Below are 15,516 nucleotides of genomic sequence, written 5' to 3' on the forward strand. Positions count from 1 at the left end.
GCCTATGTCGACACGATGCGAGGCGTCTAATCCTCGCCGTGGGTGAAGTACGGCAACCGCGTGAAACGCTCCTGGCCGGAGCGCATCTCCGACTCCTGGAGACGGTCGATCCGCGCCTGCGGCCCGTCGAGGCACTTCCAATGCACTTTCAGGGCCAGCAGAAGATCGGCGACCCGTCGAGGCTCAGCGTGGTACATGCGGAGCTGATCCGACCCCCAGCGCCAGCGCAGCTCCCACAGCGATGGAGCGACCCGCACCGGCGTCGCGCCCTCCGCCTCTGGAGCCATCAGTCGGCCAGCCGCAGCACGCGCTCTGACTGCCGCCACCTCTTCGGTGCGCAGGTCGTACTCGGCTTGCGAGGAGCATCGCTCTTCGAGACACGACCAGAGCTCGTTCTCGACTACCCGCTCGACACCAGCGCAGTAGTCCTCCCAGCGATAGGGAGCACCGTCAGGCAACGCCGTCCGGGAGACGCGATCCCGTCCAGGCGGCCGCGCGGCATGATTCACGCGCCGCAGGCTATTCGCCGCCACTGACACCCGGGAGCGCCCAACCTGACGCGGTCACACTCGGTGCTCCGTGCACGGTCGCGAGGCCATCACCAATCCGGCGACCCCCGACTCGGTGCACGCCCGAAGGCACCGACGAGCCTCGTCAGGCCGGGCGGCCCTCGGCGCGCAGGAGCTGGGTGGACTCCTCGTCGCTGAACAGGCGTGAGCGGATGAGGAACCGCACGCCGTCGGGCGCCTCGAGGGAGAAGCCGGCGCCGCGGCCGGGCACGACGTCGATGGTCAGGTGGGTGTGCTTCCAGTACTCGAACTGGTTGCGGCTCATCCAGACCGGCACCGTGAAGCCCGCGTCGGCGTCGGGCCCGGGGCGGGTCCCGCCGCCGTCGGCTCCCGACGCGTCGGCCGGCGGCACGACGAGGTCGCCGAGGTGCACGTCCGCGTCGCCCGTGAGGAAGTCGCCGTCGGGGTAGCACATGGGCGACGAGCCGTCGCAGCACCCGCCGGACTGGTGGAACATGAGCGGCCCGTGCCGCTCGCGCAGGGTCCGGAGCACGGCCGCGGCGGCGTCGGTGAGGGCGACGCGGTCCGGCCCGCCTGCGGTCACGTCGGGTGCGGGCTCGCCCTCGGTGTCGGGCCCGACGTCGGGGACTGCGTGGGGCGGGCCGGCCGGGACGGCGTCGGGCATGGCACTCCTTCGACGAGGGCGGACGGGAGCGGCGCCCGGGCGGGGGCTGTGCGCGCCCCCGCCCGGGCGGGTCCGGTCAGAAGAAGCCGAGCTTCTGACCCGAGTAGGAGACGAGGAGGTTCTTCGTCTGCTGGTAGTGGTCGAGCATCATCTTGTGGTTCTCGCGGCCCACGCCCGAGCCCTTGTAGCCACCGAACGCCGCCGCGGCCGGGTACGCGTGGTAGCAGTTGGTCCACACGCGACCAGCCTCGATGTCACGGCCCGCGCGGTACGCGATGTTGCCCTCACGGGACCAGACGCCCGCACCCAGGCCGTACAGGGTGTCGTTGGCGATCGACATGGCGTCGGCGTAGTCGGTGAAGCTCGTGACGGCGACCACGGGGCCGAAGATCTCCTCCTGGAAGATCCGCATCGAGTTCTTGCCCTCGAAGATCGTGGGCGTCACGTAGTACCCGCCCTCGAGGTCGCCGCCCAGGTGCGCGCGCTCGCCGCCCGTCAGGACCGTCGCGCCCTCGGCCTTGCCGATGTCGATGTAGGACAGGATCTTCTCGAGCTGGTCGTTCGAGGCCTGGGCGCCGATCATCGTCTCGGTGTCGAGCGGGTTGCCCTGCTTGACGGCCTGGGTGCGCGCGGTCGCGTCGGCCAGGAACTGGTCGTAGATCGACTCCTGGATGAGTGCGCGCGAGGGGCACGTGCAGACCTCGCCCTGGTTGAGGGCGAACATCGTGAAGCCCTCGAGCGCCTTGTCGTAGAAGTCGTCCTGGGCGCGCGCGACGTCCTCGAAGAAGATGTTCGGGCTCTTGCCGCCGAGCTCGAGCGTGACCGGGATGATGTTCTGGCTCGCGTACTGCATGATCAGCCGGCCGGTCGTGGTCTCACCCGTGAACGCGATCTTGCGGATCCGCGCGCTCGACGCGAGCGGCTTGCCCGCCTCGACACCGAACCCGTTGACCACGTTGACCACGCCGGGGGGCAGCAGGTCCCCGATGAGCTCCATGAGGACGAGGATCGACGTGGGCGTCTGCTCCGCGGGCTTGAGCACCACGCAGTTGCCCGCGGCGAGCGCCGGGGCGAGCTTCCACGTGGCCATGAGGATCGGGAAGTTCCAGGGGATGATCTGCCCGACGACGCCCAGCGGCTCGTGGAAGTGGTACGCGATGGTGTCCGCGTCGATCTCGGAGATCGACCCCTCCTGTGCGCGGATCGCGCCGGCGAAGTACCGGAAGTGGTCGATGGCCAGCGGCATGTCCGCCGCGAGGGTCTCGCGGACCGGCTTGCCGTTCTCCCAGCTCTCGGCGACCGCGAGCATCTCGAGGTTCGCCTCCATCCGGTCGGCGATCTTGTTGAGGATCACGGCGCGCTCGGTCGCGGTGGTGCGACCCCAGCTGCGTGCGGCGCCGTGGGCGGCGTCCAGCGCGCGCTCGATGTCGGCGGCGTCGCCGCGCGCGACCTCCGTGAAGACGGCCCCGGTGACGGGCGTCGGGTTCTCGAAGTAGCGGCCTGCGGCGGGTGCGACGAACTCCCCGCCGATCCAGTGGTCGTAGCGCGCGCGGTAGGTGGCCGGGCTGCCGGCCTGCCCGGGAGCTGCGTACACGGTCATGGGCGAACCTCCGGTGTGCTGGGCGCTGGGCCCGGTGGCCGCACCGTTGCGGCCACGACCGGACGGTAGGTCGGCGAGGGTTGCACGACCGTTGCAGCCCGACGACGACGCCGTACGCCTCTCGCCGGTGGCCGCCGCGGGCGGGGTCTCCCCGCGCGCGGACCTCAGCCCGCGCCGAGCTCCCGTTCGAGCAAGGTCAGGTGCGCGCGGGCCCGCGCGGCCGCCGGGGAGCCGGGCGGCGCGAGCGCCGTGAGACGACGCCAGGCGCTCCAGTCGTCGGCGCCGTGGGCCGAGCACGTCCACGCGAGCACCGCGGCGACGTCGTCGGTCGCCTCGACGGCGGCACGCACCTCGGCGTCCAGCTCCTCGCGGAGGCGCACGACGCCGGGCGCGGTCGACCGCGGCAGCACCGGCCCCCGGTACGCGCGGACGCCGGCGGCGACGTCACCCCGCGCGAGGTGCACGCGCACGGCGTCGGCGTCGGTCACGAGCGGCGCGGCGAGCCGGTACGGGCGGGAGGGACCGAGGAGCGGCCCGACGACGCGCCGCAGACGTGAGACCTCGGCGCGGACGGTCACCCCGGAGAGCGTCCGCTCGTGGAGCTCGCACGCGAGCCGCTCGGCGCTGAGCCCCTCGGGGTGGGCCGCGAGCAGCAGGAGCACCTCGGAGTGGCGCAGGCCCAGCTCCTCGTGCTGGTCGGCGGCGCTCTGCGGGTCGAGGACGAGCACCGCGCCGGCCTGGCCGAGCACGTCGAGGCGCGCGGGCGGCGGTGGTGTGGCGGTGGGCGCCTTGGTCATGTGCCTGGCCGTCGAGGCGGGGTCGGGCCTCAGGGCCGGGTCAGCCGTCGGGACCAGAGTGGCCTCGTCGTCCGGCTGCTGGACCGCGTCTGCCCGCAGCGGCCTTCGTGCCGTGGCCGCGTGCCGGGACGTGGCCGCGCGCAGCGCACGGACCGCGAGCTCGGACTCCATCGCGGCGACCGTGGCGCGCACGAGCTGGAGGGCGTGCGGGGCAGCGGCGATGTCACCCCCGGTGATGTCGAGGACGCCGAGCACCCGGCCGTCCGGGGCGTGGATCGGTGCGGCGGAGCAGCTCCACGGCTGCACGGCGGCCGCGAAGTGCTCGGCGGCGAACACCTGGACGGCGTGGTCCTTCGCGAGCGCGACACCGGGCGCGTTGGTCCCCGCGGCACCCTCGTCCCAGGTCGCGCCCTCGACGAACCCCGCGCGCTCGACGGCCCGCCGCACACCCCGGTCGCCCTCGACCCACAGGAGGCGCCCCCGGTGGTCGGCGACCGCGACGACGAGCCCGTCGGCGCCGGTGCCGTCGAGAAGCAGCCCGCGGACGATCGGCATGAGCGGCGCGAGCGCGTGCCCCGCACGGTACGCAGCGAGGTCGGCGGCCCCCAGGTCCACCTGGACCCGTGGCCGCGCCGGGTCGACGCCGCTGCTGCGGCTGCGCCGCCAGGACTCGAGCACCACCGAGCGCACGGGACCGATCGGCGCCCCCGAGAGGAACGACTCATGGGCGCTGCGTACCCGGGCTGCGAGCGCGGCCGGATCGGTCCCCGCCGGCCATGCGACCCACGGGTTGGTGCGCACGGCTGCCTCCTCGACGTCGCTGTCGGGACAGGTGCGGCCTCGGCGCCGCACCGTGGGGGCAGCGTAACCGGGCACTCACGCGATGGGCAGGGCGGCGCTGTCACGGTCCCCGCGCGGCGCCCGGCCAGCGCGAACATAGATCGCTATCTTCACCATGTGTCGTACCCGGTGCTGGACGTCAGCCGCTGGGAGGTGATGTCCGTCGAGGCCGGCGGAGCGGACGAGAAGCTCTGGCTGACGGAGGCGTCACATACGCGAGATGTTGAGCGCTCCGAGTGGTGGCTCTACAAGTCGGTGAAGTACGGGTCCCTCAAAGGACCGGGGGACCAGACGATCGGGCCGTACCGCCGCTCCGACGACCGTGTCGAGAAACTGGCCTGCGAACTCGCACGCCTGATCGCTCTTCCCGCGGCGGACGTGGAACTCGCGGTTCGAGACGGCGAGGAAGGGCTCATCTCGCACAACGTCGCGTCCGAGGGCTGGGACCTTCAACCAGCCGATGTCGTCCTCTCCGAGGCCCCCGGATACAGGTCCTGCGCACAGGATCGCAAGATGCGCGAACGGCCCGGACACAACCTCCGCAACATCCGGACGCTCCTCGCACCGATGCTCGGACCATCTGAGACAGCGACCGCCGGGTGGGACGCATTCGACGTGTTCACCGGGTACCTAGTCTTCGACGCTTGGATCGCCAACTCGGACCGACACGCCATGAACTGGGCCGTCCTCCTCAAGCCGGGGCAGGAGCGTCTCGCGCGTAGTTTCGATCATGGAAGCGCGCTCGGGTCTGGCCTCACTGATGCAGGACGACGACGCCACCTCGAGCATGGCATTGCAGGATGGTGCTCTCGCGGGTACGCGCACCGCTTCGAGGGCGGCCGCAGAGTTACGCTCGTCGAGCTGGCCCAAGCAGCCGTCGCTCAAGCAGGCCCTCACGCAGCCGATTGGAGAGACCGCATCTCGGGTGTCACCCGTCCTGCGTGGCAGCACGTGATCAGTCGAGTCCCTGGAATGTCGGAGGTCGAACGTAGGTTCGTCGATGAGGTGCTGCACGAGAACCAGAGGAGGTTGTGCGATGACCGTCGAACTACTTGACGCCGCCCCACTGCCGGCAACGCACACAGGACGACTCCTGGTCACGCAGCGGAGTGCGGAGGACCGCCGCTACCGATCGGTGGGGTTCCTCACCTACGACGGGTCTGCGTACTCGTTCGCGTACCTTCAGTCAGCGGTGGGCCAGGCATGGTTCCGCCCGCTCCCCGGACTGGCTCGCGTCGGGCAGCCCTACGTCAGCGGCGAACTGTTCCCGCTCTTTCGGGAGAGGCTCCTCTCGCCCCGGCGCCCGGACTACGGGGCTACCCTCGCCGCGCTCGACCTACCAGCGGAGGCCGAGCCGTTCGAGGTCCTCGGGCGCTCCGGAGGGCACCGGGCCGGCGACTCCGTCGAGGTGATTCCGGTGCCGGTCCCGGACAGTGACGGTCACGTCTCGATGTCATTCTTCGCCCACGGCGTCCGACACATGAGTCAGGAAGCACAGAGCGCGATTGCGGGGCTGCGTCGCGGCGAGGCCCTCGGCTTGGTGCACGAGTCGTCCAACGAGGTAAACGACCGCGCGCTCCTCGTGACACACCGCGGCGCCCTCAGACTCGGCTACGTTCCAGACCCCCTTGTGGGATTTGTGCATGAGGTCCGTCGGGCAGAACACCGCTTGACGGTGGAGCGAGCCAATGGCCTCGACGTCCCCTTCCACTATCGGCTTCTCATCCGCGTTGATGGGTTCGTCTCTGCTGACCACGTGCCATTCAGTGGATCTGAGTGGACCACGGTCTCGTGACGGTCAGTGCGGTCCATCGCACTGGCTAGCGCAGCCGCTCAGCGTCGGGGCCTCGCCCCCTGACCGCGATGACATGAGCCGACGAGGCGGGGACGCTCGTCTCGCACCTCTGGCAGGAACCGACGTCAGGACCGCCCCGCGTCCGCTCGCATCACCACGGTCCCGTCGCCCGCGCGCAGCTCGACGGAGGCGATCTGGGCGCGGGTCAGCAGCGTGCCGCCGGGCACCTCGACGTCCACACCGGGGACGGCCGACCAGGTCGCAACCTGCTCGACGCCTCCCGCGGTGTCCCGGATGACCAGCGCGTACCCGGCACCCGCGGCGTAGCCCGAGGCCCCTGGCGTCCCGTCCGCGTCCTGCGGCACCCCGTAGCCGTCGCCGGTGCTCGGCGTGGCGTCCGTATTGGGCGTGGCACCGGCGTCGCCCTGCGCGTCCCCGTTCGAGTGGCGGCACGTGACCGTGACGCGGGTGCCCCACGGGACCTGCTCGAGCTGCACCGAGGCCGTCACCGGTGAGTACCCGACCGGCTCGAGCTCGATCGCCTCGACGGCGACCGGGGGCGGGGCCACGGGGTCCAGCAGCGCGCGCGGCAGGACGATGGCGAGCGCGACGACCGCCGCCGCGACGAGCCCGCCGACCAGCACGCGCCGACGACGCCGCAGGGTCTCCTCACGGCGGGCGGCACGCAGCAGCTCCGCGAGCAGACGGGGTGGCGGCTCCGGGCTCCCCGGTGCGGGTGAGCCCGACGCCCCCTGCGGCGCGGCGCGCAGACCCGGCGACACCCCACCCGACCCGGTCGCGTCGCGCTCGACGGGCATCGCACCCTCTGGTCCGCCCCCTGCGCCCCCGGACCCGACGCCCCCACCGCCGGGCACACCACCCGCTCCTCCGGGCGCGGCCGCGAACAGCTCCGACACGAGCCGCTCGGGCACCCGGTCGAGCAGCGCGGGCACGTCGGCGAGCTCGTCGACGGCCCCACGGCAGTCCGCGCATGTCCGGAGGTGGCGCTCGAACGCGGCACGCTCGCCGGCGTCGAGCGCACCGAGCACGTAGGCCCCGGCGTCGGGCACGCACGCGTCGTGGTCGGGCGTCGTCATCGGGTCACCCCCATCTCCTGCAGCACGAGGCGCAGCTGTCGCAGCGCGTAGAACGTCCGGGACTTCACGGTGCCCTCGGGGATGCCGAGGCGGCGTGCAGCCTCGGCGACGGAGCAGCCGCCGTAGTAGCAGAGCACCACGACGTCGCGGTGCTCGGCGGAGAGGCGGGCGAGCGCGTCGGCCACGAGCCAGCCCTCCAGCAGGTCGTCGGTCGCGGAGCCTGCGGGCTCGCGGGGCTCCGGGATCTCCGCGGTGGGCAGCTCGCGGCGTGACCGCCCGGACCGCCACTCGTCGATCACGATGTGCCGGGCGACCGTGAACAGCCACGCGCGCACACCGCCCGACGTCCCCGTGAGCACCTGAGGGCTGCGCCACGCCCGTAGGAACGTCTCCTGGACCACGTCCTCCGCACGCGACCTGTCGCCGCCGGTGAGACGCAGCACGAAGCCCCACAGCGGCTGCGCGTGCTCGGCGTGCAGCGCGATCATCACGTCCGACGAGCTCACGCCCATGTCCCACCTCCCCCCGAGAACACGAGGCAGGCGGCCTCCCGGTTCACCTGGACCCTGATCTGAACCGCGGGCGGCCATGCCACGTGTTCCCGGATGGTGGCCCCGCCGGGGCCTCGAGGCAAGGAGCAGCCATGACCGCACACCCCTTCCCCGGACAGACGACGCAGCCCGACGTCGCCGCCGCGCCGCAGCCGGCCACGGCCGCGGCGAGCCCGCTCGGCGCCACCGCGACGACCGCGCGCGCCCTGACGGCGGCGTCGGTGCTGCTCTCGGCCGTCGTGCACCTCGAGCTCTGGGCACTCGGCATGGATGCGGTACCGATCATCGGGCCCGCGTTCCTGGTCAACGCCGTCGGCGGTCTGGTCATCGCGCTCGCGGTGCTCCTGTGGCGCAGCGCCCTGCCCCTCCTGGCGTCGATCGCGTTCGGTGTCGCGACGCTCGGCGCGTACATCATGTCGATCACCGTGGGCCTCTTCGGCATCCAGGAGGAGCCGGGTGGCGTCGCCGCGACCCTGTCGGCCGTCTCGGAGGTCACGGCCGTCCTGTTCGCCCTGGTCGCGCTCCTGGCAGAGCGACGCGCGGGTCGCGCCGCTCAGGCCTGAGCCTCGCCGGCTCGGACCCGAGCCTCGCCGGCTCGGGTCTGAACCTCACCCGCTCCGGCCTGCGCCTCACGCGGACCTCCGGCAGGCACCCCGCGGGCTCAGACCTCGACCACCTGGCCGTCGCGGACCTCGACCTCGACGGGCGGGAGCGGGCTCGGCGCCGGGCCGTCCACGTTCTTGCCCGTGAGGTCGAACACCGAGCCGTGGCACGGGCACACGATCTCCTCACCGTCCGGGGCGACGGTGCAGCCGCTGTGCGTGCACACGGCGCTGAACGCGACGACCGTCCCCTCCTCGGCCTGCACGAGGATGATCGGGTCGCCCGCCGCGGTGGTCGCCGACAGCGCACCCCCGACCGGGACGTCCTCGAGCGCGGCCAGGGATGCGCCGCCGCCCGCCTCCCCCGACCCCTCGCCGCCGCCGCTGCCCGCACCGGCCGATCCGGCATCCTGCGCCGGGGCGTCGTCGTCGGGCGCACCGCACGCGACGAGCACGCCGGCGCCGGCGAGCGAGGCGCCCACCGCGAGCACCGCGCGACGCGTCGGGCCCGTGTGCGCGTGGGCGCAGGTCCCGGCGCAGGCACGGGACGCGCCCGACGTCGCTGCGGTGGTCTCCTGGGTGACGAGAGGTGCGGCCATGACGTCTCCTCGGTTCGCGGGGGAGCCACGCCGGCCCCCTCCTCGGCGAGGAGTACGGACCGCGGCCCCCGACGGTTCACCGCGTGACCGCACCCCTCACCCCGCGGTCGGGATCCACACGCGCATGGTGCTCGGCCCGCGGTTGGCCCACTCGCGGTACGGGATGAGCACCAGGTCGACCTGCCGCGACCGCGGGAGCGACACCGGTGGCCCGTAAGGCCAGGACGTGTCGTCGTGCTCGACGACCCAGCCCGACGCGCGCGCCCCGTGGCCGTGGTCCTGGAGCGGGACGGTCGTGTCGATGAGCACCTCGTCGACCTGGAGGTCGTCGGGCAGGTCCACCGACTCCGCGCAGAGCACGAGGGGTCCGCGCTCGACCGCGACGGTGCCGCGCACGGCGTCGACGCGGGTGTCGGCTGCGGTCAGGCGCGGGGCCACGGGCAGCTCGACGTGGATCTCCTCGCCCACCTCGAACACGCGCCAGAGCCTGGCGACGTCCGTGGCCGGTGCGCCGTCGACCGTCGCGCCCGTCGCCCACGCCGGGATGCGCAGGGCCAGCTCCCACGGCGTGTCGGCGGTCTGCGTGACCACGAGGACCACGTGCCCGTCCTCGGGGTAGCGCGTGCGCACCTCGAGGCCGACCTGCCGCCCGTCACCCAGCGTCGTGCTGATCTCGCACTGCGCGTAGTGGTGCAGCTGGAGGCCGTTGTCGGACGTCGTCGCGAGGTAGCCGCCCAGCGAGGCGAGCGTGCGTGCGACGTTCGTCGGGCAGCACGACACCTCGAACCACGGCGCACGCAGCTGGGCGAGCGCGCGGGGGCTCACGGTGTCCGGGTCGGCCGTGGCGCCGGGCACCCGCTTGTGCAGGGGGTTCGTGTAGAAGAACGCGCGCCCGTCGGCCGACGGCGAGGCCGCCACGACGTTGAAGAGCGTGCGTTCGACGACGTCGCCGTAGGACAGGTCGCCGGTCGCGAGCATGAGCCGCCACGCGACCATGATCGACGCGACGCCCGCGCAGGTCTCGCAGTAGGCGCGGTCCGGCGGCAGCTCGTAGTCGTCGCCGAACGCCTCGTCCTGGTGGTGCGAGCCCATGCCGCCCGTCAGGTAGGTGCGCCGCGCGAGGGTCGTGCGGTACTGGTGCTCGACGGCGTCCAGCAGCACGTCGTCCTGCGTCTCGACCGCGACGTCGATCGCCCCGGCCGCGAGGTACAGGGCGCGCACGCTGTGGCCGCGCAGCACCTCGGCGTCCCGGATCGGCACGTCGTCCTGGTAGTAGGCGCGCCCGAACTCGATGTCCGGCAGCGTGCCGTGGCCCCGGCGGTCCACGAACAGCGTCGCCTGGTCGAGGTAGCGCCGCTCGCCGGTCGCCCGGTAGAGCTCGACGAGCGCGGGCTCGACCACCGGGTGACCGCAGACGCTCTCGATGCCGCCGACGCCGAACACGTCGCACACGTGGTCCGCCGCCCGCCGGGCGATGGCGACGAGCTCGTCGTCGTGCCCCGTGCGCAGCCGCGCGACGGCGGCCTGGATGAGGTGCCCGTAGCAGTAGAGCTCGTGGCCCCACGCGAGGTCGGAGTAGCGCGGCTCCTGACCGGGCCGGCCGAACCGGGTGTTGAGGTAGCCGTCGGCCTCCTGCGCCTCGCCGATGAGAGCGGCGAGCTCGTGGATGCGCGCGTCGAGCCGTTCGTCACCGGTGCGGCCCACCTCCCAGGCCATCGCCTCGATGAGCTTGTAGACGTCGGAGTCGGAGAACTCGCGCCCGGTGCGGGTCTCGGCGACGGTGCCGTCGACGGCGGCCCGGAAGTTGTCGATCCAGCCGACGCGCTGCTCCCAGTGGTCGCAGTGGTCGATCGACACCTCGCCGTTGATCCGCTGCCGCTCGGCCCAGAAGCCGCCCGTGAGGCGGACGTCGTCGAGCGGGAGGGGGGTCAGCGCACCGGTCGCGGGCACGACGGGGCGCGCGTCGGCGAGCCGCGGGGCGGGAACGTGGTTGTGCATGGTGGTCATCCCTTCAGCGCACCGGACATGAAGCCGTTGACGTAGTGGCGCTGCAGCACGAGGAAGAGGATCACGCACGGCACCGTCAGCACGACCACGCCCGCCTGGGTGGCGCCGTAGTCGATGACCCCCATGACCTGCTGGCGCAGGTTGACCAGCGCGAGGGGCAGCGGCTGGTTGTCTCCCCCGAGCAGGAACAGGGGGACCATGAAGTCGTTCCACGCGGCGAGGAACGCGAACAGCCCCACGGTGATGAGGCCGGGCTTGACCGCGAAGAGCAGGATGCGGCGCAGCGCACCGAACGTGCCGCAGCCGTCGACGAGCGCGGCCTCCTCGATCTCCTTGGGGATCGCCTCGAAGGAGATGCGCATCATGAACATCGCGAAGGGCAGCTGGAACACCGCCAGGACGATGCCGACGCCCACGAGCGAGTTGCTCAGCCCGATGTTCTTGAGCCAGATCATCAGCGGGATCAGCAGGGTCGCGTAGGGGACCATGAGGATCGAGAGCGTGAGCAGGAACAGCGCGTCCTTGCCGGGGAACGAGAACCGCGCGAACGCGTACCCGCCGAGCGTCGACGCCACGAGGGTCACGACGACGGCGACGAGCGAGATCACGAGCGAGTTGCGCAGGTACGTCCCGACGCCGGCCTGGTAGTTCGCCAGGGTCGCGTAGTTGCCGAGGCCGAAGCCGTCGACCTGGGCCGAGCCGGCCTGGGGCGACACCGAGCTGATGGTCGTCCAGATGAGCGGGTACAGCATGAGGATCGCCAGCCCGCCGGTGAGCACGTAGTACGGGGTGCGGGAGAGCCCGCGGGTCACGGAGCGCACGGGTCGGCCCTCAGTCCTGGTCGGTGGCGCGCATGGCACGCAGCTGGAAGATGTTCACGACAACGAGGGCGAGCAGCACGATCACGGACAGCGCGGCGGCCATCCCGAGGTCGCGCTTGGACTCGAACGCCAGGTTGTAGACGAGCTGGACCAGGGTCATCGTCGACCCGTCGGGGCCGCCCTTGGTCAGGATGTAGAACTGGTCGAACGCCAGCAGCGACCCGGTGACGCACATGATCGTCGAGAGCGCGAGCGACGGCCGCAGCAGCGGGAGCGTGATGCGCGTGAAGATCTGCCACGTCTTGGCGCCGTCGATGCGCGCGGCCTCGTAGACGTCACCGGGGATGCCCTGGAGGCCCACGAGCAGCAGCAGCATGTAGAAGCCGGCGTAGCGCCACACGATGAGGACGACCGTGGCCCACAGCGCGCCGTCGGGCGTGCCGAGGATCGTCACGTCGCCGTCGGACAGCCCGAGGCGTTCGAGCAGGGGGGACACGGGCCCCACCTGCGGGGAGTACAGCGCGTAGAACAGCAGCGACGCGGAGGCGAGGCCCAGCGCAGTGGGCAGCAGGAACGCGGTGCGCAGGAAGGCGCGCCAGCGCGAGGACTCCTGGACGACCATCGCGAGCCCGAGCCCGAGGCCGATGAGCAGGACGGTCGCGATGACCGTGTACTTGACCGTGAAGCCGACGGCCGGCCAGAACGAGCGGTGCTCGAGGACCGCCGTGTAGTTCTCCGGGAAGTTCGTGCCCTTGTTCCCGCCGAGGAGCATCCAGTCGGAGCCGGACATCACGATGACGAGGACGATCGGGACGACGAAGAAGACGAGGACGAGCGCGGCGGTCGGGCTCGCGTAGGCCCAGCCCTGGAACACGCGTCGGTCTCTGCGTTGACCGGCCGGGCGAGCCGCACGGGGCGGTTCGGCCACGGGGACCGGCACGGGGGTCGTTGTGGTCATGACTGCTGCTCTCTGCTGCGCTGGTCGTCGGGCCGCCGTGGCACGGGCGCGTCGCGACCGGTCGGTCGCGACGCGCCCGCGGGGCTCACTGGGAGAGGATCTCGGTGATCGCCTCGGTGTCCTCGGCCACGGAGTCCGTGCCCTCGAAGACGGCGTTGCGCACGAGGGTCACCCAGGGGCTGCCGGACGCGTTGAACGCCTCCGCGAAGTACGGGGCGACCGGGGTGCGTCCGTTCTCGACGACCTTGTTCATGGTCAGCGCGATCGGGTCGGCCGACGAGTACTCGTTCTCCAGCAGGGACACGCGGCCGGGCACGTCGCCGGCCTTCGCGATGACCTCGAGCTGCGTCTCCTCCGAGAGCATCCAGGCCAGGAAGTTCCACGCCTGGTCGACGTGCTCGGAGTCCTTGGAGATGCCGAGCGCGTCACCGCCGAGGAAGGTCGACTCGCCGCCGTCGGCACCGGGGATGGGTGCGACGCCGACGTCGATGCCGGCCTCGATGGCCGCGGCGACAGCGGTGTTCGGGTACTGCATCACGCCGACCTCGCCGTTGGAGAACGGGGCCGTCCACGTGGCGCCCGTCTCCTCCTTCGAGCCCGCGCCGACGGCCCCGGACTCGACGAGCGACGCGTAGGTGTCGTACACGGCCTGCGCCGCGTCGTTGTCGACGAGCGCCGCGCTGCCGTCGTCGTTCAGGACCTCCTCGCCGGACGCCCACACCGACGGGAACCAGGTGAAGACGAGGCAGCCGCCGCAGTTGCCGCCGAAGTACGTGCCGGAGACGCCCGGCTTGTTGAGCGCCGCGACGGCCTCCGCCTGCTCCTGGAACTCGGTCAGGCTCGTCGGGCCCTGCTCGGGGTCGAGGCCCGCCTCCTCGTACAGGGCCTTGTTCCACACCATGACGGACACGTCGATGACGAAGGGGACGGTGTGCTTGGCGCCGTCGGCGTCGGTCCCTGCGTCGATGTGGCCCGTCGAGACGTCGTCGACGAAGTCCAGGCCGTCGATGTTCTCGCTGATGTCGGTGAACAGGCCGTTCTCGACCCAGTAGGGCAGGCGCACGACGTCGCCCGCGAGCAGGTCGGGCAGCTCGCTGTTCGTTGCGGCGCCGCCGACCTTCCCCTCCATGTCGTCGTTCGGGATGATCTCGAGCTTGACCTGGTTCTCGTGCGAGGCGTTGTACGCCTCGACGAGCTGCTTGGCCTGGCGCTCCAGCGGGGCGCGGGTCCACATCGTCAGCTCGGTTCCGTCGTCGAGCCCGTCGGCGGACGCGACAGCGTCGTCCGTCCCTCCGGAGCCCTCGTCGTCACCGCCGCCGCAGGCGGTGAGGCCGCCGATCGCCAGACCGGCCACCGCGAGGCCGGCGGCCAGGCGCACCGGTCGGGCGGAGAAGAGACGCTTGCTCATCGTGTGCTCCTCGAACCTTCGTCGTCGAAGTCTCGGACGCCGCCGGGGGGCGGTGCCGCCGTTCCGCGCCACGCGAAGCAGATTACGAAACGGTTTTCGGAAAACCTATGGCTTCCCCGTACCGTCGTCAAGGGTCCCAAGGTCTCGGATCGGTTACCATCGGTCGAAGGGTCCCGCGGGACGCACGCCGTCCAAGGCGACGAGGAGCAGGCAACGATGCAGGCAGGAAGCAGTTCTAGCCCCAAGGTGACGACGCTGGCCGACGTCGCACGGCTCGCCGGCGTGTCCATCGCCACCGCGTCGAAAGCCCTGAACGGACGCAGCCAGGTTCGCGAAGAAACCCGACAGCGTGTGTTTTCGGCCGCCGACCAGCTCCAGTTCTCCCCCAACGTCCTGGCACGGCACCTGCTCTCCGGGCGCTCCGGCACCATCGGGCTCGTCACGCACGACCTCGAGGGACGCTTCTCCATCCCGACCCTCATGGGCGCCGAGGACGCGATGGGCACCGGCCGCATGTCCGTCCTCCTGTGCGACGCGCGCGGTGACGCGCTGCGCGAGCGGCACCACGTCCAAGCCCTCCTCGGGCGCCGCGTCGACGGCCTCATGATCGTCGGCGCACGCCCCGACCCGCGGTCGTCCCTGGGCCGGGACCTGCCCGTCCCCGTCGTCTACGCGTACGCCCCCTCCGAGGACCCCGAGGACGCGTCGGTCGTGACGGACAACGTCGCCGCCGGGCGCATCGGCGCCGAGCACATGGTCGCGTGCGGCCGCGAGCGCATCGCCGTCATCACGGGCGACCCGACCTACGGCGCCGCGCAGGACCGTGTCACAGGCGCGCAGGCGGCGCTGCGCGACGCCGGCCTCGACATCCTGGGCGGCTCGGCCCTCTTCGGCGCGTGGAGCGAGGAGTGGGGCCGCAGCGCCACGGCCATGGTCCTGGGCCAGCACCGCGACGTCGACGCGATCATCTGCGGCTCCGACCAGATCGCCCGCGGCGCGCTCGACACGCTCCGCGAGCGCGGTCTCGACGTGCCGGGCGACGTCGCGGTGCTCGGCCACGACAACTGGGAGGTCCTGGCCACCAACGCCCGGCCCACGCTCACGAGCATCGACATGAACCTCGAGACGCTCGGCCGGCGCGCCGCCCGCCGCCTGTTCGACGCGATCGAGGGCCACCCGACCGCCGGCGTCGAGGCCGTGCAGAGCCGCCTCGTGCCGCGCGGGTCGACCGCGCCCAAGGCCTGACC

15 protein-coding genes are annotated in these 15,516 nt (G+C 72.1%); 4 read left to right on the plus strand and 11 right to left on the minus strand.

Going from position 1 to position 15,516, the window contains the following annotated elements:
* Positions 1 to 26 precede the first annotated feature (26 nt).
* From FZ988_RS06015 to FZ988_RS06030, 4 genes are all read right to left on the minus strand, one after another.
* Positions 27 to 509: a hypothetical protein gene (locus FZ988_RS06015; RefSeq protein ID WP_149203133.1), complete on the minus strand. Its 483-nt coding sequence runs from the start codon at positions 507 to 509 to the stop codon at positions 27 to 29.
* 145 nt (positions 510 to 654) lie between these two features.
* On the minus strand, positions 655 to 1,194 hold the full coding sequence (locus FZ988_RS06020; RefSeq protein ID WP_149203134.1) for a DUF779 domain-containing protein: 540 nt from the start codon (positions 1,192 to 1,194) through the stop codon (positions 655 to 657).
* 76 nt (positions 1,195 to 1,270) lie between these two features.
* Entirely contained in the window at positions 1,271 to 2,794 is a 1,524-nt protein-coding gene (gene adh, locus FZ988_RS06025) for an aldehyde dehydrogenase (RefSeq protein ID WP_149203135.1), read from the minus strand.
* 164 nt (positions 2,795 to 2,958) lie between these two features.
* On the minus strand, positions 2,959 to 4,392 hold the full coding sequence (locus FZ988_RS06030; protein ID WP_188078997.1) for a GAF domain-containing protein: 1,434 nt from the start codon (positions 4,390 to 4,392) through the stop codon (positions 2,959 to 2,961).
* 156 nt (positions 4,393 to 4,548) lie between these two features.
* Here FZ988_RS06030 and FZ988_RS18925 point away from each other — a divergent pair, with 156 nt between their 5' ends.
* A complete protein-coding gene (locus FZ988_RS18925; RefSeq protein WP_149203136.1) occupies positions 4,549 to 5,487 on the plus strand; it encodes a HipA domain-containing protein in 939 nt (312 codons plus the stop codon).
* Positions 5,468 to 6,226, plus strand: coding sequence for a hypothetical protein (locus FZ988_RS06040; RefSeq protein ID WP_149203137.1), 759 nt, complete (start codon positions 5,468 to 5,470; stop codon positions 6,224 to 6,226). The genes FZ988_RS18925 and FZ988_RS06040 overlap by 20 nt, the downstream gene beginning before the upstream one ends.
* A gap of 125 nt (positions 6,227 to 6,351) precedes the next feature.
* Here FZ988_RS06040 and FZ988_RS19135 read toward each other — a convergent pair whose 3' ends face one another.
* Positions 6,352 to 7,323 carry a zf-HC2 domain-containing protein gene (locus FZ988_RS19135; protein ID WP_223145047.1) on the minus strand — a complete coding sequence of 324 codons (972 nt, stop codon included), beginning with the start codon at positions 7,321 to 7,323 and terminating at the stop codon, positions 6,352 to 6,354.
* Positions 7,320 to 7,835 carry a sigma-70 family RNA polymerase sigma factor gene (locus tag FZ988_RS06050; RefSeq protein ID WP_149203138.1) on the minus strand — a complete coding sequence of 172 codons (516 nt, stop codon included), beginning with the start codon at positions 7,833 to 7,835 and terminating at the stop codon, positions 7,320 to 7,322. Before FZ988_RS06050 ends, FZ988_RS19135 begins: the two co-directional genes overlap by 4 nt.
* 131 nt (positions 7,836 to 7,966) lie before the next feature.
* Here FZ988_RS06050 and FZ988_RS06055 point away from each other — a divergent pair, with 131 nt between their 5' ends.
* A complete protein-coding gene (locus tag FZ988_RS06055; protein WP_223145048.1) occupies positions 7,967 to 8,437 on the plus strand; it encodes a hypothetical protein in 471 nt (156 codons plus the stop codon).
* Between the two features lie 98 nt (positions 8,438 to 8,535).
* On the opposite strand, the gene FZ988_RS06060 is transcribed toward FZ988_RS06055, so the two are convergent.
* From FZ988_RS06060 to FZ988_RS06080, 5 genes are all read right to left on the minus strand, one after another.
* Positions 8,536 to 9,075: a QcrA and Rieske domain-containing protein gene (locus FZ988_RS06060; protein ID WP_149203139.1), complete on the minus strand. Its 540-nt coding sequence runs from the start codon at positions 9,073 to 9,075 to the stop codon at positions 8,536 to 8,538.
* A gap of 96 nt (positions 9,076 to 9,171) precedes the next feature.
* On the minus strand, positions 9,172 to 11,082 hold the full coding sequence (locus tag FZ988_RS06065; RefSeq protein WP_149203140.1) for a glycoside hydrolase family 127 protein: 1,911 nt from the start codon (positions 11,080 to 11,082) through the stop codon (positions 9,172 to 9,174).
* Positions 11,079 to 11,903: a carbohydrate ABC transporter permease gene (locus tag FZ988_RS06070; protein WP_223145049.1), complete on the minus strand. Its 825-nt coding sequence runs from the start codon at positions 11,901 to 11,903 to the stop codon at positions 11,079 to 11,081. The genes FZ988_RS06065 and FZ988_RS06070 overlap by 4 nt, the downstream gene beginning before the upstream one ends.
* 10 nt (positions 11,904 to 11,913) lie before the next feature.
* Complete coding sequence (locus tag FZ988_RS06075; protein ID WP_149203141.1) at positions 11,914 to 12,861, minus strand: carbohydrate ABC transporter permease; 948 nt, start codon at positions 12,859 to 12,861, stop codon at positions 11,914 to 11,916.
* A gap of 85 nt (positions 12,862 to 12,946) precedes the next feature.
* The gene (locus tag FZ988_RS06080; RefSeq protein ID WP_149203142.1) at positions 12,947 to 14,269 is read right to left on the minus strand and encodes an ABC transporter substrate-binding protein; all 1,323 of its coding nucleotides are present in this window, start codon (positions 14,267 to 14,269) and stop codon (positions 12,947 to 12,949) included.
* A 216-nt stretch (positions 14,270 to 14,485) separates the two neighbouring features.
* Here FZ988_RS06080 and FZ988_RS06085 point away from each other — a divergent pair, with 216 nt between their 5' ends.
* Positions 14,486 to 15,514, plus strand: coding sequence for a LacI family DNA-binding transcriptional regulator (locus FZ988_RS06085; RefSeq protein WP_149203143.1), 1,029 nt, complete (start codon positions 14,486 to 14,488; stop codon positions 15,512 to 15,514).
* Positions 15,515 to 15,516 lie beyond the last annotated feature (2 nt).

The organism is Actinotalea subterranea, from assembly GCF_008364845.1.
In the GTDB taxonomy this organism is placed as follows: domain Bacteria; phylum Actinomycetota; class Actinomycetes; order Actinomycetales; family Cellulomonadaceae; genus Actinotalea; species Actinotalea subterranea.